The sequence below is a fragment of the Reyranella sp. genome, assembly GCF_044224635.1.
Lineage (GTDB): Bacteria > Pseudomonadota > Alphaproteobacteria > Reyranellales > Reyranellaceae > Reyranella.
Genome location: NZ_JBGAKA010000008.1, coordinates 83385 through 105696 on the forward strand (window position 1 = coordinate 83385; position 22312 = coordinate 105696).

The window sequence follows — 22312 nt, forward strand, 5'->3', positions numbered from 1 at the left end:
GCGGCCCATGTCCGGCAAGCTTTCGCGCCGCGGCGGCGCGGTCGATCCGTTCATCGTCATGGACGTCATGGCGGCGGCGGCGGAGAAGGAGGCGGCGGGCGATAGCGTCATCCACCTCGAAGTCGGCCAGCCCAGCACGCCAGCGCCCAAGGGCGCGCTGGCGGCAGCGCATGCGGCGCTCGACGCCGACAAGATCGGCTACGTCGCGGCGCTTGGCATTCCTGCCCTGCGCGAGCGCATCGCACGGCACTATCGCGAGACCTACCGCGTCGACGTCTCGCCCGACAGGGTGATCGTGACGACGGGTTCATCGGGCGGCTTTCCCCTGGCATTCCTGGCGAGCTTCGACGCCGGCGATCGGATCGCTCTGGCCGCACCGGGGTATCCGGCCTATCGCAATATCCTGACGGCGCTCAATCTCGAAGCGGTCGACCTGCCGACCTCTGCGGCCGATCGATTCCAGCCGACGGTCGAAGCCCTGGAGAAGGCCGGTCGCATCGATGGCCTGATCGTGGCGAGCCCGTCAAATCCCACAGGCACGATGGTCGGTCACACCGAGATGAAGGCGCTGGCTGGGTGGTGCGACCGCAATGGCGTGCGGCTGATCTCCGACGAGATCTATCACGGTATCGTCTACGACGGGGACACCGTCTCGGCGGTGGAGATTTCCGACAACGCCATCGTGGTCAACAGCTTCTCCAAGTACTTTTCGATGACGGGCTGGCGCGTCGGCTGGCTGGTCGTGCCGGCCGATCTGGTGCGGCCGATCGAGCGCCTGACCCAGAATTTCTTCATTTCGGTGCCGACCCTCAGCCAGCATGCGGCTCTCGCGGCGCTCGAATGCAAGGAAGAGCTCGACGGCCACGTTCGGCGCTACCGCACCAATCGCGATCTCCTGCTGGCCGGCCTGCCGGCCGTCGGCCTCGACCGCTTCGCCCCGGCCGAGGGCGCCTTCTATCTCTATTGCGACGTCGCCCATCTCACCAACGACAGCCGTGAGTTCTGCCGGCAGATGCTGCGCGAGGCCGGTGTGGCGACCACCCCGGGCGTCGATTTCGACCGCGCCCGCGGTGCCGGAACGCTGCGCATTTCCTTCGCCGGGTCGACGGCCGAGATGGAGGAGGCGGTGCGGAGACTGCGGGCATGGAGGCGCCTGTGAGAATCCTCGGCATTGCCATGATCGTTGCCTTCGCTTCGCCGGCCCTGGCTCAACGCGGACCGAGCTTCGAGTGCAGCAAGGCTTCCAATGCGATCGAGCGGACGATCTGCAAGGAGCCCGAGCTCGCCACGGCCGATCGTGAGCTGGCGAGCGTCTATGCGGCCCTTGCCGGCGGGCTCGGCGCTGCCGCCAAGGATCATCTGGCCAAGGACCAGGTGCGCTGGATCGTCGGTCGCAACCGCGACTGTGGAGCCGAGCCCGACGACATGACGGTCTGTCTCAGGAATCGGTACGCCGCACGGACGACCACCCTGAAAGCCTTTGGTGCGGGCGCTTATCCGTTCATCAGCGTGCAGGCGCTCGACCGGAAGGGCAAGCTCGGCCAGATCCGGTTTTCCTACGCGATCGAGTACCCGCAGTTCGACGGCGCGACGGCCGACTTCGCGGCACTCAACGCGCGCTTCGCCACCGATGCCCGGCAGGCTGCCGCTCAAGCGACACCGAGGGCCGAGGACGTTGCCTCCGATCGCGAGCAGGGCTGGACGTATCAGCAAGGCTTCGAAGTGCATCGACCCGGTCCGGACGCCGTCACGATTGCCGAGACGTATTATGGCTACAACGGCGGCGCGCATGGATTCGGCGGGACCGGATGCACCCTCGTTGATCTGCGCACGGGACGCAGCGTCGGTCCTGACGGCGTTTTTGCGGCGGGCGATGGCTGGCTTTCGATGATGGTGCAGATAGTCGGTGACGACCTCAGAAAGCAGTTCGTCGAAAAACCCGGCTTCGAGGATGCGCTGGAACCGAAGAGCCTCACCAAGCTCCTGGGCGAAGCGCGCCACTATTGCTGGAAGGCCAGCCAGCTCGAGCTGGTCTTCAATGCTTATGAAGTCGGTCCCTATGCGGCAGGTCCGTACGAGGTCGTCATCTCGTACGATCGCCTGCGCGCGCACTTCCGCCCCGGCGGTCCGATCGCGCGGTAGGCGTATCTTTCATCGCCGGGAGCGCGCCACTCCGTGGCGTTCATGGGATAGCGGACACACCGATTGCGGATTGGAAGAAGAGCATGAGCGCCACAGAGTGGCGCGCTCCCGGCCATGAGCGCCGCGAAGCCTCAATGCAGCTTCCGGCGGTCGCGTGTTGTCGGCGTCGCTGGCGCGGCCGTCGCCTGGGCGACCTCGATCGACGGCACGGGGCCGGAATGGTGACCGATCATGCGCCAGCCGTCGCTTTGCCGGGTGAAGCTGTTGGTCGCCATGAGCTGGCCCTGCTCGAGGATCTCGCGGCAGACGACGAGGGCGAGGCCCGGCCGGCCAGTGACCCATTCGCCGATACATCGGACCCGGGGCGCTTCCGGATGGCGCATGATGGCGCGCCAGCTCGCCATGATCTCGGCGCGGTCGACGAGCGGCGACTGGCCCGGATGAAGGCAGATCACGGCGCCGCTCGTCGCCCACATCCGGTCCATCGCCTCCAAGTCGCGATCGCTGAAGGCACGATAGAAGGCTCGGTTGGCGGCAAGTACCGCGTCGCGCTCATCGTCGTCGAATTCCGCCAGGAGCGGCGGCAGGCGGGGTGGACGGCGGGGCATTCGACCCTCGAAACTCCATGGTTGCGTCGCCAAGCATAAGCCGACAGAGAAGAGGCCTCCAACCATCGAGACGACGATGTCCATTCCAAAGCTCGAATTCCCGCCATTCCATCTGCCGCCCGAGGCCGAAGCGTTGCGCAGCGAGGTGCGGGCGTTCCTCGGCGAGACGCTGCCGAAGCTCAGGACGGAGGATCGCTTTCCGAGCTGGAACACGCGCTCCGCCGAGTTCAGCAAGGCGATGGGCAAGAAGGGCTGGATCGGAATCACCTGGCCGAAGAGGTACGGCGGCAGCGAACGCAGCTTCCTCGATCGCTACGTCATCACCGAGGAGCTGCTGGGCAATGGAGCGCCGGCCGGAGCCCACTGGGTCGCCGATCGGCAGTCGGGGCCGTTGCTGTTGCGGTTCGGTAGCGAGGAGCAGCGCGAGGCGATCCTGCCGCGCATCACATCAGGCGAATGCTATTTCAGCATCGGCATGAGCGAGCCCGACTCGGGCTCCGATCTCGCCTCCGTGCGGACCCGCGCCGAACCGGTGCCCGGTGGATTTCGGGTCAACGGCACCAAGGTGTGGACCTCAGGTGCTCATCATAATCACTACTGCATCACTCTGGTGCGCACGTCAGGTCAGCACGGTGATCGCCACAAGGGCCTGAGCCAGCTGCTCGTCGACCTGAAGACGCCGGGCATCACCATCCGGCCGATCATCAACCTCGCGGGTCGCCACGACTGGAACGAAGTCACCTTCAGCGACGCGTTCATTCCGGAAAGCTGCCTGATCGGCAACGAGGGCGACGGCTGGCTGCAGGTGACCAGCGAACTCGCCTTCGAGCGCAGCGGCCCCGAGCGCTTCATGCAGAATTTCTACATCCTGCGCGAGCTGGTGCGCGTGCTCGGCCGGCAGCCAGCCAAGCGGGCCAGTGCCGTCCTCGGTCGATTGATCGCGCGGCTATGGACCCTGCGCCAGATGTCGGTTGCCGTCGCGGGCATGATGCAGGGCGGCAAGTCGCCGGCGATCGAGGCGGCGCTGGTCAAGGATCTCGGCACAATCTACCAGCAGGACCTGCCGGAGATTGCCCGTGCGATCGCCGAGTCGGACGCCACCACGGAAGAGGACGTGGCCGATTTCCTCGACGTCGCCCAGTACGCCACGATGATCGCACCGTCCTACACTATCCAGGGCGGAACGACCCAGGTGCTGCGCGGCATCGTCGCGCGCGGCCTCGGTCTGCGTTGAGGAGAGGATCGATGGACCGCGAAACCCGCGACATGCTGCTCGAGACTGCCGACCGCTTCTTCACCGATCGGTGCGGCCGCGAGATCGTCAACAACGTCGAGAAGGGCATCTGGCCGGCCGAGCTTTGGCAGGCGATCGAGGAGATGGGGCTGCCGCACATCGCCGTGCCCGAGGACAAGGGTGGCGCCGGCGGCACCCTGGCCGACATGCTGGCCCTGCTGCGGCTCGCCGGCTCGCATGCCGTGCCGGTGCCGCTCGCCGAGACCGCGCTGGCAAATCTCCTGATCGCGGCCGCTGGCAGTGAGCCCAAAGGCGGCCCGGCGACCGTCGCCCTCGGCGCTCTGTCGCTGAGCGGCGGCCGGGTGTCGGGCCGTGTGGAGCGGGTTCCCTTCGCGACAGTGGTCGATCGCTACGTCGTCGTGGTCGGCGACAAGCTGGCCGTGGTCGGCAAGGGCGCCGCCGCGTGCGCGGCCACGCCCAGCCACGCCGGCGAACCGTACGGCACCGTCACGTTCGACCGTGCCACGGCGGAATTCGTCGGCGAGTCGCCGGTCAACGCCGAGCGCGCCGTCGAGTTGGGCGCGGTCATGCGGGCGATGCAGATGGCAGGGGCGGCCGACAGGGTGCTGGCGATCGCCGTCGAGTATTCCAAGCAGCGCGTGCAGTTCGGCCGGCCGATCTCGACCTTCCAGGCCATCCAGCACATGCTGGCCGAGCTGGCGAGCTGCGTCGCCGCCACCATCGCGTCGGCCGAAGCCGCCGCGCGCGATGCCGATGAAGGCGGGTTGGCCTATGGCGGCAGCTTCTCGATCGCCGCCGCCAAAAGCCAAGCCTCGGAATTCGCCCACCGCATTGCGGCGATCTCGCACCAATCCATGGGTGCCATGGGTTTCACTCACGAGCACATCCTTCACCACTACACGCGGCGGCTGTGGGTGTGGCGCCGCGACTTCGGCAGCGAGACGTTCTGGGGCGAGAAGATCGGCGCTGCCTACGCCAAGGCAGGACCGCAAGCCTTGTGGGCTGCGATGACCGCGAGCCACTATGCGCACCCGGCATAGTGGGGGCGCGTTTCCAAGGCAGAGGACTCATGCGCTGGGAGCGCACCACGCATAGGCGCGAACTTACAAAAACCATCCTCCAGTTGATCATGCTGCCGATCTCGCAGGAGCTCGGCATCAAGGCACCCTTTGGGGCGGTCCGGCCGCGCCGGTGCTGACCTCCTTCGCCGTCGAGGTGCAGATGGACTTTGCCTTGCCCATGATGATCAGCACGGCGGTCTTCCTGCTGCTCGTCGTCATGTTCGTGCTCGTGGGGCCAGAGACCCAAGGGCAAGGAGCTGACGGCCGATCTAGAGGTGATCAAGATAGCCGAGGCTCCGTAGCAACCTGATGGGGCCGGGGCGCGGTTCGCGCCGGCCTTTGGCGTACGCTCCGTTGTGGCGGTCTCTCCCCGGGCGACCTAGTGTCTAATTGCAAAAGTTAACGATAGTATTTCTGAGCTGTGCACCTTTGACCTCGCGCTTGCGCCAGACGAAGGGGGCAGCGTGCTCATTGTAGACCTCGACGAAGTCGTGGATGGCTCGAACGAGTTGCTCGACGCTGGCAAAGCTTGCGCCAACGAGAGCCTTGCGGCTGAAGATGCCGAACCAGATTTCGACTTGGTTGAGCCAGCTTGCCGAGGTTGGCGTGAAGTGGAAGGTGACATTGGGATGGGCAGCCAGCCAATCGTCATTCTTCTTGTGCGTACACAGATTGTCGAGAATGACGTGGATCTGGCGATCGCCAGGGTATTCGGCAACGACCTCGTCCATGAACGCTTGGAAATCGACGCGCTTCTTGCTTGCGGTCGTCTTGCCACGAAGCACGCCGGTGGTCACCTCCAGCGCCGCGAACAGGTTGATGGTGCCGTGTCGCTTGTAGGTGCTCTTCAGACCTTGAACCACCTTGCCGCTGCTCGTCTGCACGTAGCCGCGCGCTCGTTCCAGCGCCTGGATTGTCGGCTTCTCGTCGACGCTGAGCACCAAGGCGTTGTCGGGAGGATTGAGATACAGGCCGATGATATCGGCCGCTTTGGCGGCAAACTGAGGGTCCGTGCTGACGCACCACGAACGATGGCGGCGCAACTGGATGCCCTCCTTGCGCATCACCCGCCACACCGCATCGTCCGACACGCCCAGCGCCGCCGCCAGCGAACCGCCGTCCCAGCTCGACAATCCCTTCGGCGGCGCTTGCTCGAGCCGCCGCAATACCCGCAGACGCAACTCCGGACCGTAGGTCGCCTTCTTACCCGGTCGCGGCCGATCCTGCAGGCCCGCTACTCCGTCTGCCGCAAACCGCTTGCGCCACAGGCCGACCGTGTTGGGCCGCACTCCCAGGCTCCGGCTGACCTCGTCATTACGCTTGCCCTCCAGGCAGGCCAGCACAATGCGAGCCCGCTCCACCAAGCGCGCCTCCGCCGTCCGGCTTCGCGCCAACGCCGCCAACTCCGTACGTTGCTCCGCAGAACACCGCAGTTCCGATGCCACCCGCGCCACGGTACACCTCAAATAGTAGAAATAACCGTAGCATGATACTTAATATCGTATTATATTGCAATTAGACACTAGTATCCTTGCCGTACGATCAGGAGAGGACACGTCCAATGAGAGTAACGCGTCGAAAGCTCGCGCCGGCTGCTGCATCGCTTGCGGCCCTGGCGGCCACGTCAAAGGCTTTTGGTCAGCAGACCAATGAGAACGTGAAGTGGCGCCTGACCTCGAGCTTCCCCAAGAGTTTGGATACGCTGTTCGGTGCGGCGCAGACGATTGTCCGCATCGTCGGCGAGATGACCGACGGCAAATTCGCGCTGCAGGCATTCGGGGCCGGCGAGATCGTGCCGGGCCTGCAGGTGCTCGATGCCGTCGCCAACGGCACGGTCGAATGCGGCCACAGCTATACCGGCTACTACATCGGCAAGAATCCGTCCTTCATCTTCGACGGCTCGCTTCCCTTCGGCTTCACGCCGCGCCAGCACCAGGCCTGGGTGATGTACGGCGATGGCCGCAAGCTGATGGACGAGGTCTATGACAGCTTCGGCATCGTTGCACTGCCGGCCGGCCAGACCGGCGGGCAGATGTTCGGCTGGTTCCGCAAGGAGCTGAAGACGCCGGCCGATTTCGTCGGCCTCAAGATCCGGACCGCGGGCTTTGGTGGCAAGGTATTCTCCAAGCTCGGCGCGGTGCCGCAGCAGATCGCCGGCGGCGACATCTATCCGGCCCTCGAGCGCGGCACGATCGACGCTTGCGAATGGGTTGGCCCGTATGACGACGAGAAGCTCGGGTTCAACAAGGTCGCGAAGTACTACTACACGCCGGGCGTCATGGAGCTGGAAGCCACCAACCACCTGATGATCAACAAGGCAGCCTGGAACTCGCTACCGCCCCGCTATCAGGCCGTTCTTCGTTATGCCTGCGCTTTCGCCCAGACCGAGATGATGGCTTCGTACGACGCCAAGAACGCCACGGCGATCGCCCGCCTGGTGGCGGCCGGCACGCAGCTGTCGGTCCTGCCGGAAGAGGTGATCAAGGCTTTGCGCGGCGCGCTGGAGACGGTCCTCGATGAGGAGGCGGCGCAGAACGAACAGTTCAAGCGCATCCTGGCAAACTGGCGGCAGTTCCGCGCCGAACAGCATCGCTGGTTCTCGATCGCCGACACGCGGGCCGAACTCGCAGTCTACCGCAGCGAACGATAGCTGTCGGTCATGCTCTTTCGGACCGCGGGCGTCGCGCTCCCGGTCTGCTGGAAGAGAACCTCATTCCGGTTCGATGCCGGCGATCGTCATCATCTCGCGGTAAAGGTTGATCTCGGCGATCTGGATGCGGCGCATCTCGTCGGAAGAGCAGGGCGTGATCTCCGACCCGCCCTGCGCCTGGCGCTCGACATAGGCGGGGTCGCTGATGACGCTCACGATCGCCTCGTGCAGCGTCTTCAGGACCGGCGCCGGCACGCCGCGCGGCATCAGCACGCCGGTCCAGGTCATCAGCTCGAAGTCGGGGATGCCCTGCTCGATGAGTGTGGGAATGTCGGGCGTGAGCTTGTAGCGGCCGCGATTGCCGACACCGAGGCAGCGCACGGTGCCGGCCTTGACCTGGGGCAACCCAGTCACCGGGTCAGTGAAGCACAACTGGACATGGCCAGCCATGGTGTCCTGCAGCGCCGCCGGCGTGCTCTTGTACGGCACGTGCACCATGTCGATGCCGGCCTTGGCTTTGAGCAGCTCGCCCGAGATACGCGTCGAGGCGCTGCCCGAGCCGAAATTGATCTTGCCCGGCTGACGCTTGCACAGCGCCACGAGCTCCGCTGCCGTCGCGGCTTCGACCTTGGGATTGACCATCAGGAACACCGGTGCCCGGCCGATCAGGGTCAACGGATCGAAATCCTTCAGCGGATCGTAGGGTAGGCTCCTCATCATCGCGACGTTCGACGCTGCTGCGGTGTTCGAGCAGACGAAGATCGTCATCCCGTCAGGCTTTGCCTTGGCGGCGACCTCGGCCGCAATCGCGCCGTTGGCGCCAGGCTTGTTCTCCACGACCGCCGGCACCTTGAACAGGCGGTTGAGGCCTTCGGCCACATTGCGCGCCGCCTGGTCGGTCGCCGAGCCTGCTCCGAACGGCACGATGATGCGGAACGGGCCAGACGGAAAAGCATCCGCCCTCGCTGCTCCACCGAACGCGAGGGCGGCCGCACCGGCCACGATCTGTCTGCGGCGCATCTTTGATGGGCGCGGTGCGGCTCGTGTCGTCTCGATCATCTCAAATCCGGTGAACTGAAGCGTGTGATGCAGCGAATCCTGGAGCGTGATTGCTCCGACTAAAGACCTCGCCCTGAGGAGCCGCGTGTAACGCGGCGTCTCGGGGTGAGGTCATTTCTCTGGTGCTTCGACCAAAAGAAGATCACGCCGTCAGCGTCGCCACCAGCCGCGGCGCGGCTTCTCCGGCGGTGCGGTGATGACGGGAACCGGCGGTGGCGCCGGTTCTGACGCCGGTGGCGCCGGCTCGAACACGGGCGGCAGGGCTGGTGGTTCGGGCTGCACGGGGGTGGCGTCGAGCACCGCGGGCGGCTCTGGCTGCCGGGGTTCCGCGGCGGCTTCGATCGCTGGCGGCACGTCCGACGACGAAACGAGCGAATCGAGGGCCGGCGGCGGCGCCGAAGGCGGGGGCGGCGGAGGTGCCTGAGACAAGGGCACAGGAGGCTCCGCTTCTATGTTCACCGGCGGGCCAGGATCGAAGGCGTTGTCCTCGGCGGTCAACGGGGCTGCCTCTGGGGACTCGCCGTCGGCTTGGGCTTCCGGGGCGACGTCGGTCGACTGAGCGTCGAGCGGGCTGCCTTCCGGACGCTCACCGTCGCCATTGTCGCGCCGGCGGCGGCGTCCGCCCCGGCGTCCGCGGCGGCGGCGGCGATCGCCGCGCTCCTCGTCGCCTTGCGGCTCTTCGGTGTATTCCGCGCCACGCTGGTCGGTTTGTACGTCGTCAAGGCGTTCCTCGCCGATCGGCTCGTCGCGCTCGTCCGTTGCGTCGGCGTCGTCGGATTCGCCCGCCGCGGCTACCGGCTCGAGGCCGTCGACGCTGGTCTCGCCGTTCGGGCCGTGCTCGGCGCTGCCGTCGTGTGCGTCGTCGCGATCATGCTCACCTTCGAGGGCGTCGCCGACAGCTTGCGGATGGTCGGCCGACTCGCCATCGCCTTCGCGGCGGCCGCGCCGGCGGCGGCGCCGGCGCCGGCGACGATTGCTGTCGCGGTCGCCATCCTCCTCGCCACCTTCCTCGCGCTCGGCCGCTTGCCCTTCCGGCAGCGCTCCGTCGCCGTCTTCCGGCGCTTCGACATCCTCGTTGGCCGGCTCGCGCCCGACCTCCTCGTAGCTCGCGCGCGCCAGCTCCTGCTGCGGCCGCTCGCGATCGTCGCGACGGGTCCGGATGCGTTCGATCTCGCAGTCGGCGGCGTGCAACTCGTCGTCGGCCTCGACGGTGACCGCGATGTTGTATCGGTACTCGATCTCGGACAGCGTCCGGCGCTTCTGGTTGAGCAGATAGAGCGCCACGTTGGGCGGCACGCTGACGATGATTTCTCCCGCGCGGCGGCGCACGCCTTCTTCTTCGATGGCGCGCAGGGCCTGCAAGGCGGCCGATTCGATCGAGCGGATGCGGCCGGTGCCGGCGCAGTGGGGGCAGCTCTCGGTCGAATGCTCGAGCAGGCTGGGCCGCAGCCGCTGGCGTGACATTTCGAGGAGCCCGAACGCCGAGATGCGACCGATCTGGATGCGCGCGCGATCGCTGCGCATCGCGTCCTTGACCTTGTGCTCGACCTGCCTCTGATGGCGCGTCTCCTCCATGTCGATGAAGTCGATCACGATCAGGCCGGCGAGATCGCGCAAGCGGACCTGACGGGCAATCTCCTCGGCCGCCTCGATGTTGGTGCGCAGCGCCGTCTCCTCGATATTGCGCTCGCGGGTCGAGCGGCCGGAGTTGACGTCGATGGCGACCAGCGCCTCGGTCGGGTTGATCACGATGTATCCGCCGCTGCGCAACTGCACGGTCGGCGAGTGCATGGCATCGAACTGGCTTTCCACCTGGTAGCGGTGGAAGAGGGGGATCGGCTCCTTGTACAGCTCGACCTTGCTGGCCTGGTGCGGCACCAGCTGGCGCATGAACTCGGAAGCGGCGGTGAACCCCGCTTCGCCTTCGACGAGGACCTGGGCGATGTCGGTGTCGTAGACATCGCGCAGCGAGCGCTTGATGAGATCGCCTTCCTCGTAGATCAGGGCGGGTGCCGTCGAGCGCATGGTGAGCTCGCGGATCGAATCCCATAGCCGCGACAGATATTCATAGTCGCGCCGGATATCGATCGGGCTGCGCTCGAGACCGGCGGTGCGCAGGATGACTCCCATCCCCTGCGGCACGTCGAGGTCGCTCAGCACCTCCTTCATGCGCTTGCGGTCGGCCGGGTTGGATATCTTGCGGGAAATGCCGCCGCCCCGCCCGGCATTGGGCATCAGCACGCAATAGCGGCCGGCGAGCGACAGGTAGGTCGTCAGCGCCGCGCCTTTGTTGCCGCGCTCTTCCTTGACCACCTGGACCAACAGGATCTGCCGGCGCTTGATGACTTCCTGGATCTTGTACTGGCGGACGGAATGGCGCCGCCGGCGCTCGCGCTTCTCGCGCGTGTCGGTGGCCTCGTCGCCTCCCAACGTCTCAACCACGGCCTCAGTCGGCGTTGCCTCGCTTGGTTCGCCCGCCGCATCGCCCTCCGGACCCCCGGAGGGCATATCGATCGTCGCCGGCGTCTCGATTTCGGTCGAGGCGTCGAGGACAGGGCCATTCAGGCGCTCGCTGGCAATCTCGGCTGGCTTGGCCTGCGGCTCAGGCTCGCTGATGCCGACGCCGACCTCGACCGGCGCGCCAGAGTTCACGACCGGCGTCTCTGCGACCGCACGTTCGGCCGGCGTCTCCAAGGCGGCAGCGGGTTCGACGAGGATCTCAACGGGGGCGCTGTCAGCCAGAGCAGGCAGAGCCGACGACGGTTCGGGCGGCTGTATCCCTTCGGCCGCCACCGCATCGCTCGCGTCATATGCCGACGCCTGCTCTGCAACCGTTTCGACCGAAAGATCAGTTGCCACCTCCTCATCGCCGACGGGAATGTCGTCGTCGTGCAATTCCGGCCTGGACTCGGGTTCCGGGTCGTCGTCGGCCTCGGCGTGCAGGCGCTGCTGCTCGGCGATCAGCCGTTCACGGTCGGCGACAGGGATTTGATAGTAGTCGGGATGGATTTCGGCGAAGGCCAGAAAGCCGTGGCGGTTGCCGCCATACTCCACGAAGGCCGCCTGCAAGGATGGCTCGATGCGGATAACTTTTGCCAGATAGATGTTGCCCTTCAAGGGCTTGCGTGTCGCCGTCTCGAAATCGAACTCTTCCAAACGTGTTCCATCGACAACCACCACCCGAGTCTCTTCGGGATGGCTCGCATCGATGAGCATGCGCCGCGCCATGGGCTCGCTCCCGAGGCGCCCGGTTCCAGCCGGCGCGAGCAACCAGCCGCCGAGCCGCCTCTTTGGTGCGAGGGGGGCGGTGCGCCATCAACCCGTCGAACGGCCAACTTCAGCCAAGACGGGGAAGCATCGCGCCGCCGGACCACAACTGGGTCCTGCCGACCTCGGGTTTTCCATAGCCACCGCCTTCCTGACAGTCCCTCTGCAGGTCCGCCGCACTCAACTTCAGCGAAGCGCAAGCTCGACCCGGCTCGGAGACTGCCGTCGGAGCGCACCGGCCTCGAGAGGAGGGCGCTTCGAACGACGGCGACTGCTCGCAAGGCGCAACATACGGGGTTCGACAGGGGGCGACAATCAAAAGATTGAGGGCGAGGCACATCAAGGCATAAGAAGTTGATTCTTCTTGAAAATATCGGGGCTTTTGTGTACTCAGTTGAGGATATTCAGGTAATTCCCGGTAATTCATTCATAAACTGGCTTGGCTATGTCTGCCCTTCGCCGTCGGGATGTTTGTGCTGCGCTGGCCGCCTTTGGCGCCGGATGGGGCACTGTCCTCAAGGAAGCAGGGGCGGCCCCCAATAAAGCCCGACAAGTAACCGCTCCCGCAGTCAAATCGGCCAAGCCAACGAAGCCGGCGGTGCGAACCCGATTGATCGTCCTCGATCCCGGTCATGGCGGCCGCGACCCGGGGGCCCTCGGGGTGCGCGGAACCCAGGAGAAGGGTGTGGTCATGGCCATTGCTCGCCAACTGCAGGCCGAGCTGCAGGTCGGCGGCATCTACCGGGTCATGCTGACCCGCAGCGGCGACAGCTACGTGCCTTTGCGCGAACGGGTCGCCCGGGCGCAGACTGCCAAAGCCGACCTGTTCTTGTCCCTGCACGCCGATGCCCATGCCGATTCGGAGATTCGTGGCGCCTCCGTCTACACCCTGTCGGAGGATGCCAGCGACCGCGAGGCGGCGATGCTGGCGGCGCGCGAGAATCGTGCCGACGCCACCGCCGGTTTCCGCTTTGCCCACGAGCCGGACAATGTTGCGCAGGCGCTGTTCGCGATGAGCCAACGCGGCACCGTCAACGACTCCCGTCGCCTCGCCGACACGATCGTGCAGTCGTTTGCCCGCAACGGAGTGCGTCTGCTGCCCCGCACCCATCGCCAGGCCGGGTTCGCGGTCCTGACGTCGCCTGATATCCCGGCGGCCCTGGTCGAATTGGGATACCTGTCCAATCCGCAAGACGAAAGGCTGCTCACCGTCTCGCAGCATCAGATCGCACTGGCGCGGGCGCTGCGTGCCTCGGTCGACGCCCATTTCGGGCTCGCCACAAGAAAGGCGTAAGTTGGGCGCATCCTCTCACGTTGCCCCTTCTGAAGGCTACGCGTAGAAAAAGGCCGTGTTGAACCTGTTCAAAGTCTTGCTGGCATTCGCCACGGCCTCCGTGATCGTCGGGGCCGGAATCGTTGCGGGCCTGTTCTGGCATTTCAGCCATGGTTTGCCCGATCACAAGCAGCTTGCCGACTACCAGCCTGCGACGGTGTCTCGCCTCTATGCCTCCGATGGCCGGTTGCTGGCCGAGTACGCCCGCGAGAAGCGGGTGTTCGTGCCGGTGGCAGCCATGCCCAAGCGCGTGCTCGAGGCGTTCGTTGCGGCCGAGGATCAGCGTTTTTTCACCCATCCCGGCATCGACTTCGTCGGCGTCGTCCGCGCCATGGTCGCCAATGTGACCAATCCCGGCAAGCGGCCCGAGGGCGCGTCCGGTATCACCCAGCAGGTAGCCAAGAACTTCCTACTGTCGAACCAGGCGACCCTGGCGCGCAAGATTCGCGAGGCGATCCTGGCGTTTCGCATTGAGGAGACCTATTCCAAGGAGCGCATTCTCGAGCTCTACCTGAACGAAATCTATCTCGGCTCGGGCAACTACGGCGTCGCGCAGGCCGCAATCAACTATTTCGACCGCTCGCTCGACGAGCTCAGCCTGTCCGAAATCGCCTATCTGGCGGCGTTACCCAAGGCACCGAATCGCTACAACATCCAGCGCAATGAGAAGGAAGCGTACGCGCGGCGCGACTACGTGCTCGGCCGCATGCAGGACGACGGCTATATCACCGCGGCCGAGGCCCAGGCGGCGAAGGCCGAAAGGCTCCAGCTCCGCCGGCGCGGCGCCACCGAAGTGGTCCAGGCCGACTTTTTTGCGGAGGAAGTCCGGCGCAACCTCCTGGCAGCGTACGGCGAGAAAGGGCTGTACGAGGGTGGCCTGACCGTCAGCACGACGCTCGACCCGGCGATCCAGGCCGCTGCTGACAACGCCTTGCGCCAGGGTTTGGTCGCCTATGACCGGCGGCATGGCTGGCGCGGCCCCTATGCCCACGTCCCGGACATGAATGTGTGGGAGGAGGAGTTCGCCCGCATCGCCCAACGTCGTCCCCTGTTCGGACCGCCGGCGTGGCAGCTCGCCGTCGTCGCCAAGGTCGAAGCGCAGTTGGTGCAGCTCGTTGGTCTGCCCGACGGGGAAGGCACACTGCCTTTTGCGGAGATGGCGTGGGCGCGACCCACCCTGCCGGAGCAACGAGTCGGCAACCCGCCGCGCAGCCCGAAGGACGTCGTCGCCGTGGGCGACGTGATCGTCGTCGAGAAGGTCACGACCGGCGCCGGCAGCAAGCCCTATCCGCCGAAGACGTATGGGCTGCGCCAGGTGCCCAACGTCGAGGGCGGCGTCGTGGTCATGGATACCCAGACCGGCCGCGTGCTCGCCATGACGGGCGGCTGGTCCTATGGCCGCAGCCAGTTCAACCGCGCCGTCCAGGCAGCACGCCAGCCCGGCTCGTCGTTCAAGCCGTTCGTCTACCTGGCGGCGATGGATGCCGGCTTCACGCCGGCCAGCATCGTGCTCGACGCGCCGTTCAGCTACGACCCAGGCTATGGCCAGCCGATCTGGTCGCCGAAGAACTACGGCGGCGACTTCCTCGGCCCAGCGACTGTGCGCCGCGGCCTCGAGCTGTCGCGCAACCTCATGACGGTGCGGATGGCGCAGCAGATCGGCATGAAGAAGGTGGTCGAGGTCGCCAAGGAGTTCGGCGTCACCGATCACATGGGCGCCTACCTGCCGATGTCGCTGGGCGCAGGCGAGACGACCCTGCTGCGCATGACGATGGCCTACGCGATGCTGGCCAACGGCGCGCTCGAGATCACGCCGAGCCTCGTCGACCGCGTGCAGGATCGCAACGGCAAGACGATCTATCGGCACGAGCCGCGCACCTGCCGCGGCTGCGGCGAGCAAGCCCAGGGCAAGGTGCCGGTGCCGCCGGAGATCGTCGATCCGCGCAAGCCGTTCCACGATCCGGCGTCGGTCTACCAGGTTGTCAGCATGATGCTGGGGGTGACGACGCGCGGCACGGCGGCTCAGCTTGCCGCGCTCGGACGGCCGATCGCCGGCAAGACGGGCACGACCAACGATGCCCGCGACAACTGGTTCCTTGGCTCGACGCCAGACATCACCGTCGGGATCTTCATCGGCTTCGACGAGCCGCGCACACTCGGGTCGGGCAACCAGGAGACCGGCGGTGGCAACGCGGCGCCGATCTACCAGAGCATCGCGCAGGAGATCTTCAAGGGTAAGCCGCCGACGCCCTTCCGCATCCCGCCGGGCCTGCGCTTGGTGAAGTACTCCTACGAGGGCGGCGCGATCGACGAGGTCTTCAAGGTCGGCACCGAGCCTGGCTCCGAGGGCTTCAACCAGACGCCGCTTGACGGCTCAGGGCAGTATTCCGGTATAGACGGCGGCGGCCCGCAGCAGGCGGGCGGCGGTCGGCGCCCCGGCCTGACGGGAACCGGCGAGACCTATTGATCCTGCGGACGCCGGGCTGGCGCCGACCCGTGACAGGCACGCGCCAAGGCGCGACGGCCCCGAGCGACGGACCAAGTGAGGAGTGACGATGCGCGCCGAAGCTACAGCCATGGCCAACGAGATCGAGGAGTCGCTGGCGCTCCTCAGGAGGCGTCTTTGACTACGACCGTGCGGTCGTCCGTCTCGACGAGCTGAACGCGCGCGCCGAGGACCCGGCGTTGTGGGATGATCCCAAGCAAGCTCAGTCGGTGATGCGCGAGCGGACCCGATTGGATGGCGCGCTGGCCACGATCCGCCGACTGCGCGACGCGGTCGACACCAATGTCGGCCTAATCGAGCTCGCCGAGGCCGAAGGCGACGAGATCATGATCGGCGAGGCGGAGAAGGCGCTGGCCGAGGCGCGCGTGGAGGCGGCCAAGGCGCGACTCGAGACGCTCCTGTCCGGCGAGGCCGATCCCAACAACGCCTATGTCGAGCTCAATGCCGGCGCCGGCGGCACCGAGGCCCAGGATTGGGCGGAGATGCTGGCGCGCATGTATACGCGCTGGGCCGAGCGGCGCGGCTACAAGGTGAGCTGGCTCGAGGAGAGCGCCGGCGAGGAGGCCGGCATCAAGTCGTGCGCCTTCAAGGTCGAAGGTCCCAACGCCTACGGCTGGCTCAAGACCGAGAGCGGCGTGCATCGCCTGGTGCGCATCTCGCCGTTCGACGGCAACGCGCGGCGCCAGACCAGCTTCGCCTCGGTGTGGGTCTATCCCGAGGTCGATGACGACATCGAGATCGAGGTCCTCGACAAGGATCTGCGGGTCGACACCTACCGGGCGTCGGGCGCCGGCGGCCAGCACGTCAACAAGACCGATTCGGCGGTGCGCATCACCCACATCCCGACCGGCATCGCCGTCGCCGTGCAGCAGGAACGCAGTCAGCACCAGAACCGCGCCAAGGCGATGCAGATGCTGAAGGCACGCCTGTACGAAGTCGAACTGCAGAAGCGTGAGGCCGAACGTCTGGCTGCCGAGGCGAACAAGACCGACATCGGCTGGGGTCACCAGATCCGATCGTACGTGCTGCAGCCCTATCAGATGGTGAAGGACCTGCGCACCAGCGTCGAGCGATCCGATCCCCAGAAGGTGCTCGACGGCGACCTCGACGACTTCATGGCCGCGTCCCTCGCTGCACGGGTCGGCGAGGGCAACGAGAAGGAAGCGGCCTAGCGCCCACGCCTGAGGGGCACATTTTCTGGATCAGGTTCATGCTCTTCCGGACCGCGAGCGTATCCCTCGCTCATGACCCTGAGCGAGGGATACGCTCGCGGTCCGGAAGACCATGACCAACATAAGAAAACACGCTCTAGAATCGCGGCTAGCGTTGCGGCGTCAGGATTTCTCCGCCAACGCCCTCTCGGTCGGCGATGGTCCAGTAACCTTTGAGCGATCCGTCGGGCTGAAGCTCGTAGACGATCAGGCCGTAGTCCGAGCCGAGCTTGTAGAATGCGGCAAAGGCCTTGTTGGCCAGCATGCAGATGCCCTTGGAGCTGGTCGAGCCGGTCTGCCAGGTGATATTGCAGGTCGACCCGCTGGGAGTGATGTGCGCTGTGCCGGTGTAGGTCGAGCCGTCGGGGTTGGAGCCTTTGACCGTATAGTTCCCGCCGACCGATTGCGCCGAGACTGCAGTGGCAATGCCAATCGCCAGCGCTGATCCGAGAAGCAATGTGCGCACTGGTTTTCCCCCATCGTTGTCGTGAGTGCCGCAGCATTCTAGGTCCGCTTCCTTGCAACACAATGGTGCCTTGCGTTGGTGGTGACCGCCGCTGGCCCGCCGTGCTTGAATGGTCAGGCGGTGCACCCTAGCCTCGCGCGAACTTCGCTGGGGAGGAACGACCGATGCCTACGATCGACGCGCAAGTCCATTGCTACGAGCGCAATCACCCGGGTCGGCCGTGGACCGCCGTGCTGGCCGGGCCGCCGGAGGTGACAGCCGCGGATATGATCAAGGCGATGGACGAGGTTGGCGTCGACGGTGGCTTGCTGGTCTCGGTGTGGACCATGTACCGCTGGGATGCGAGCTACGCGGTGGCTGTGCAGAAAGCGCACCCCGATCGTTTCGCGGTCATCAAGCCGGTCGATCCTAACGATCCCAAGGTCGGCGACACGATTGCCGAATGGGCCGGCAAGGACGGCAGCGTCGCCATCCGCATCATGATGGGGCCCGACGTCTCCAGGGATGCCGCCGACCCGGGAATAGGACGCGTGCTTGCGGCCGCGGCCAAGCATGACCTTCCGGTCAACCTGATGTGCCGGGGCCGGCTCGAACAGGTCGGCGAGATGGCTCGCCGCCATCCCGACACGACTCTGGTGATCGACCATCTCGGTCTCGAGCAGCCGATGGCGCCGCCGGCCCCCAAACAGCCATGGGTGGAGTTGCCCATGTTGCTGGCTCTGGCGTCGCAAAAGAACATCGTGGTCAAGATCACCGGCGCCTGCACGCTCAGCCACGAGAAGTTTCCCTACAAGGACATCTGGGACCCGCTCGGCCGCATCTTCGACGCCTTCGGCCTGGAACGCTGCATGTGGGGCACCGACTGGACCCGCGCCGTTGCCTTGCTCACCTACAGGGAAGGTGTCGAATCCTTCCGTATCACCGACCGCCTGTCCGACAGCGACCGCGCCCAGCTGATGGGCGGCTCGCTGCAGAAGATCTACGGCTGGTCGCCGGGCAAGCGCTGACTCAGCGTCTTCCGGATCGAGAGCGTCTCGCTCGCGCATGATTCTGAGCGAGCGGGACGCCCGCGGTCCGGAAGAGCATGAATGAAGGAAAGGTCCCTCGCTGCGCTCGGGATGATACTGTTATTGTCGCGTTCAGCGGCAACTGTTGTCGCGTGCAGCGGCAACGGTTGTCGCGCGCAACAGCAACGGTTGTCGCGGGCAACACCAAAGGTGTCATCCCGAGCGCAGCGAAGGACCTTTCTCTTTAAGGGCTTACAGCGCCTTGACCGCTTCCAGCACTTCGGCGACGTGGCCGGACACCTTCACCTTGTGCCACACTTTGGCGACGGTGCCGGTCTTGTCGATCAGGAACGTTGCCCGCTCGATCCCCATGTACTTGCGGCCATAGAGGCTCTTCTCGATCCAGGTGCCGTACTTCTCGCAGATCTTGCCGTCCTCGTCGGACACCAGCGGGAAGGGCAGGTCGTACTTCTGTTTGAATTTGTCATGCCGCGCGACGCTGTCCTTGGAGACGCCGATCACCTGCGCCTTGACCTTGGAGAAGTCGGGCAAGGCGTCGCGAAAGCCGCAGGCTTCGGTCGTGCATCCCGGCGTGTCGTCCTTGGGATAGAAATAGAGCACGACCGGCTTGCCGCGCAGGTCGGACAGTTTCAGCTTCTTGCCGCCGTCCGTCGAGGCGGTGAAATCTGGCGCCTTCTTGCCTGCTTCGACACTCATGGCTCGCTCCCCTTGTCGTCGACCCGCGGTTTCCAGCCGGCGGCTCGCGCCGGCTCCTCGACGAGGCGGCGGTATATAGCACGTGCCGCATTCGTCTCCGCCGCGATGCGTGCCTGCAGCTCGGCGAGGTCGGCAGCGCCCTCCGTCGAGGCGATCAGCCGGCGCTGACCTTCCGGCGCGGCAGCCTCGTCGAATGTCGCTTCGTCGCCGTCCAGCGTGAGCCGCAGCAGGCTCTGGACGTCGGTCAGCAAGGCACGCGTGGTGCGCAGGCGTTCGGCGTCGGCTTGATCCAGCAGGCCTGCATTGGCGGCCCGGCGAAGCATCTCGCCCGGATGAGGATCGAGCAAGTCCGGACGCTCGGCGGCATGCCGCAACGCGAGGTATTGGGCCACGAAATCGATATCGAACAGGCCGCCCGGCAGATGCTTGAAGTCCCAGCGGCTCTTGGGTGGCGCGTGGCGCGCGATGCGGTCACGCATGTCGGCAACATCGCGCACCAGGGCGATCGGGTCGCGCGGCCGGCACAAGGTCGCCGTCACGATATCGGTCAGGCGCTCGACCAGCCCGGCCGGGCCGTGAATGACGCGGGCCCTGCTCAACGCCATGTGTTCCCACGTCCACGCAGACTGCGCGTGATAGGTCTCGAAGCCTTCGAGAGAGTTGGCGAGCGGGCCGGCGCGCCCCGACGGGCGGAGGCGCATATCGACTTCGTAAAGCGCGCCCTCGTTGGTGTGGGCGGTGAGGGCTGTCACGATCTTGGCGCTGAGCCGGGTGTAATACTGGATCGGCGGCAGGGGCCGCGCACCGTCGGACGCCTCCAGGTCGGGCGGAATATCGTAAACGAAGATCAGGTCGAGGTCGGAGGTCGCCGACATCTCGCGGCTGCCGAGCTTGCCCATCCCCAACACGGCGAGCCGCTGGCCGCGAAAGCCGCCATGTGTCTCCGCGAAGCGCTGCTCGATCCGATCGCACAGCGCCGAGATCGTCGCCGCGGCGATGTCGGCATAGGCCATTCCGGCGTGGGCCGGCCGCACGATGGCCTGGAGCTGCTGGACGCCGACCTGGAAGCGCCGGTCGTTGGCCCAGCGGCGCGCCTGGTCGAGGATGTCCTGCTCATGGTCGAACTCCGACAGGCCGCGAGCCAAGTCGGTTGCCATCTCCGCCACCGACGGCAGGGGACGATAGAACGCTGGCGACAGCACCGCGTCGAGCAACAGCGTGCGACGGGCGAGATGCGCGGCCAGACCGGGGGCGCTGCCCATGATGGCGGCCACCAGGTCGAGCAGGGCAGGGTTCGACTTGAACAGCGAGAACAGCTGGACGCCGGCCGGCAGGTTGTTGAGGAACCGATCGAAATTGAGCAGCGCCTGGTCCGGCGCCGACGTCGACGCCAGGGCCTTGAGCAGTCCCGGCATCAGCTCGGTCAGAAGCTCGCGCGCCCGCGCGGTCGCCGTGGCGCGATAGCGGCCGTGATGCCAGCGGCGGACGATGGCGGCCGCGGCGGAGGCGTCGCGAAAGCCCAGCGTGCGCAGGGTTTCCAGCGTGCCCGGGTCGTCGTCTGCCCCGGTGAACACCAAGTTGCCGCCCGGTCCGGCAAGGCTCGGCGCCTCCTCGAACAGCCGCGCGTAGTGCCCCTCGACCCGGTGCAGGCAGGCGAGCAGGGCGTCGCGAAACGATCGCGGATCGGCATAGCCCAGGAAGGTGGCGATCGCCGCCAGTCCGCCTTCGTCGGCGGGCAGGCTGTGGGTCTGCTGGTCACCGACCATTTGCAGGCGGTGCTCGACGCGCCGCAGGAAGCCGTAAGCCTCGATCAGGTCCTCCGCCGCCGTCTGCGTCACGTGGCCGGCGGCGGCGAGCGCGCGCAGGCTTTGGCAGGTCGCCCGCTGGCGCAGCGCCGGATTGCGGCCGCCGAAGATCAGTTGCTGGGTCTGGGCGAAGAACTCGATCTCGCGGATGCCGCCGCGTCCCAGCTTGATGTTGTGGCCCAGCACCCTGACCGCTCCGCCGCCGCGATGGGCGTCGATCTGGCGCTTGATCGAATGGATGTCATGGATCGCCGCGAAGTCGAGATGCCGGCGCCAGATGTAAGGCCTGAGGCTGGCGAGAAACTCCTCGCCGACGGCGTGGTTACCGGCAACCGGATGGGCCTTGATCATGGCCGCGCGTTCCCAGTTCTGGCCGACGCTTTCGTAGTAGAGCTCGGCGGCCTGGACCGACATGGCAAGCGGCGTCGAACCGGGATCGGGCCTGAGCCTGAGATCGGTGCGAAAGATGTAGCCGTCGGCCGACGTCTCCGACATGAGCTGGACCAGCATCCGGGCAGCCCGGACGAAATGCCGCGACAGCTGCTCGTTGCCGACAAGGGCGGAGGCATCGCGATCGTACAGCAGGATGAGATCGATGTCGCTCGAGTAGTTGAGCTCGCCTGCCCCGAGCTTTCCCATGCCGAGCACGGTGAAGGCGGCGGCCTGCGGATCGTTGCCGATGGCGAGCTGACCGTCGCGCGCCAATTGCAGCAGGATCGAATCGCTGAGCGCCGACAGGCAACCGGAAGCGAAGGTGCTGAGCTCGCCCGTGACCCGATCGAGCGGCCAGTGGCCGGCAATGTCGGCGACGGCGACGGCCAGGGAGACGCGCCGTTTCAGCCGGCGCAGGCTGGTGGCGACGGTCGCGGGCAGCGCGCTGTCGCGTGCTGCGGCTCGCGTGGCGTCGAGCTCGAGCGCCAGATCGACGCTCACGGCGTCTGGGCCGCGACGCCACAGATCGGTCATAAAACTCGGGTTTTGTATGGCCGTCTCAGTCAGGTAGGGACTGTTCCCGAACAGGGCGTCGAGCAACGCAACGACAGCCGGATCCTCGGGCATTGCCTGCGACTCGCGCCATCGTGCCCAGGCAACGTCACGCCGTTCGCGGTCGTGTGGATGCGGCAGTACGGCAGTCGAAAGCCAAGACATACGAGGTGCTGGTCGGTTACATTGATGATGTCCAACGGCACGCTTGCCTGCGGGCGGTGCCACCGTCAAGAACTTG

At 66.1% G+C, this 22312-nt stretch carries 17 protein-coding genes; 9 read left to right on the forward strand and 8 right to left on the reverse strand.

The window, feature by feature from the left end; genetic code table 11:
• Positions 1–7: 7 nt before the first annotated feature.
• Positions 8–1159, forward strand: a complete 1152-nt coding sequence (locus ACILR9_RS09985; RefSeq protein WP_395709767.1) for a pyridoxal phosphate-dependent aminotransferase — start codon at positions 8–10, stop codon at positions 1157–1159.
• The gene (locus ACILR9_RS09990; RefSeq protein WP_395709768.1) at positions 1156–2142 is read left to right on the forward strand and encodes a DUF3298 domain-containing protein; all 987 of its coding nucleotides are present in this window, start codon (positions 1156–1158) and stop codon (positions 2140–2142) included. Before ACILR9_RS09985 ends, ACILR9_RS09990 begins: the two co-directional genes overlap by 4 nt.
• A gap of 131 nt (positions 2143–2273) precedes the next feature.
• On the opposite strand, the gene ACILR9_RS09995 is transcribed toward ACILR9_RS09990, so the two are convergent.
• Complete coding sequence (locus ACILR9_RS09995) at positions 2274–2750, reverse strand: nuclear transport factor 2 family protein (protein ID WP_395709769.1); 477 nt, start codon at positions 2748–2750, stop codon at positions 2274–2276.
• A gap of 76 nt (positions 2751–2826) precedes the next feature.
• On the opposite strand from ACILR9_RS09995, the gene ACILR9_RS10000 reads away from it, so the two are divergent.
• Entirely contained in the window at positions 2827–3984 is a 1158-nt protein-coding gene (locus ACILR9_RS10000; protein ID WP_395709770.1) for an acyl-CoA dehydrogenase family protein, read from the forward strand.
• A gap of 11 nt (positions 3985–3995) precedes the next feature.
• Positions 3996–5045, forward strand: coding sequence for an acyl-CoA dehydrogenase family protein (locus tag ACILR9_RS10005; RefSeq protein ID WP_395709771.1), 1050 nt, complete (start codon positions 3996–3998; stop codon positions 5043–5045).
• 117 nt (positions 5046–5162) lie between these two features.
• Here ACILR9_RS10005 and ACILR9_RS10010 read toward each other — a convergent pair whose 3' ends face one another.
• Together ACILR9_RS10010 and ACILR9_RS10015 are read right to left on the reverse strand one after the other, a co-directional pair.
• On the reverse strand, positions 5163–5285 hold the full coding sequence (locus tag ACILR9_RS10010) for a hypothetical protein (RefSeq protein ID WP_395709772.1): 123 nt from the start codon (positions 5283–5285) through the stop codon (positions 5163–5165).
• 167 nt (positions 5286–5452) lie between these two features.
• Positions 5453–6520, reverse strand: coding sequence for an IS630 family transposase (locus tag ACILR9_RS10015; protein ID WP_395709773.1), 1068 nt, complete (start codon positions 6518–6520; stop codon positions 5453–5455).
• Between the two features lie 107 nt (positions 6521–6627).
• Here ACILR9_RS10015 and ACILR9_RS10020 point away from each other — a divergent pair, with 107 nt between their 5' ends.
• Positions 6628–7716 (forward strand): TRAP transporter substrate-binding protein, encoded by a 1089-nt coding sequence (locus ACILR9_RS10020; protein WP_395709774.1) that lies wholly within the window; start codon positions 6628–6630, stop codon positions 7714–7716.
• 60 nt (positions 7717–7776) lie between these two features.
• Here ACILR9_RS10020 and ACILR9_RS10025 read toward each other — a convergent pair whose 3' ends face one another.
• Together ACILR9_RS10025 and ACILR9_RS10030 are read right to left on the reverse strand one after the other, a co-directional pair.
• On the reverse strand, positions 7777–8736 hold the full coding sequence (locus tag ACILR9_RS10025; RefSeq protein WP_395709775.1) for a Bug family tripartite tricarboxylate transporter substrate binding protein: 960 nt from the start codon (positions 8734–8736) through the stop codon (positions 7777–7779).
• A 189-nt stretch (positions 8737–8925) separates the two neighbouring features.
• Positions 8926–12003, reverse strand: a complete 3078-nt coding sequence (locus ACILR9_RS10030) for a ribonuclease E/G (RefSeq protein WP_395709776.1) — start codon at positions 12001–12003, stop codon at positions 8926–8928.
• Between the two features lie 649 nt (positions 12004–12652).
• Between ACILR9_RS10030 and ACILR9_RS10035 the strand changes: the two genes are divergently transcribed.
• From ACILR9_RS10035 to prfB, 3 genes are all read left to right on the forward strand, one after another.
• Positions 12653–13336, forward strand: a complete 684-nt coding sequence (locus tag ACILR9_RS10035) for an N-acetylmuramoyl-L-alanine amidase (protein WP_395709777.1) — start codon at positions 12653–12655, stop codon at positions 13334–13336.
• Positions 13337–13391: 55 nt separating this feature from the next.
• On the forward strand, positions 13392–15842 hold the full coding sequence (locus tag ACILR9_RS10040; protein WP_395709778.1) for a penicillin-binding protein 1A: 2451 nt from the start codon (positions 13392–13394) through the stop codon (positions 15840–15842).
• Positions 15843–15930: 88 nt separating this feature from the next.
• Positions 15931–17053, forward strand: a protein-coding gene (prfB, locus tag ACILR9_RS10045) for a peptide chain release factor 2 (RefSeq protein WP_395709779.1) whose coding sequence is annotated in 2 segments (ribosomal slippage) — positions 15931–15999 and positions 16001–17053 — 1122 coding nt in all. Because the reading frame shifts where the segments join, the coding sequence is not laid out codon by codon here.
• A gap of 148 nt (positions 17054–17201) precedes the next feature.
• On the opposite strand, the gene ACILR9_RS10050 is transcribed toward prfB, so the two are convergent.
• Complete coding sequence (locus ACILR9_RS10050; RefSeq protein ID WP_395709780.1) at positions 17202–17558, reverse strand: hypothetical protein; 357 nt, start codon at positions 17556–17558, stop codon at positions 17202–17204.
• 164 nt (positions 17559–17722) lie between these two features.
• On the opposite strand from ACILR9_RS10050, the gene ACILR9_RS10055 reads away from it, so the two are divergent.
• The gene (locus ACILR9_RS10055) at positions 17723–18565 is read left to right on the forward strand and encodes an amidohydrolase family protein (RefSeq protein ID WP_395709781.1); all 843 of its coding nucleotides are present in this window, start codon (positions 17723–17725) and stop codon (positions 18563–18565) included.
• A gap of 252 nt (positions 18566–18817) precedes the next feature.
• On the opposite strand, the gene bcp is transcribed toward ACILR9_RS10055, so the two are convergent.
• Positions 18818–19282, reverse strand: a complete 465-nt coding sequence (gene bcp / locus ACILR9_RS10060) for a thioredoxin-dependent thiol peroxidase (RefSeq protein WP_395709782.1) — start codon at positions 19280–19282, stop codon at positions 18818–18820.
• A complete protein-coding gene (locus ACILR9_RS10065) occupies positions 19279–22236 on the reverse strand; it encodes a bifunctional [glutamine synthetase] adenylyltransferase/[glutamine synthetase]-adenylyl-L-tyrosine phosphorylase (RefSeq protein ID WP_395709783.1) in 2958 nt (985 codons plus the stop codon). The genes bcp and ACILR9_RS10065 overlap by 4 nt, the downstream gene beginning before the upstream one ends.
• Positions 22237–22312: the final 76 nt, after the last annotated feature.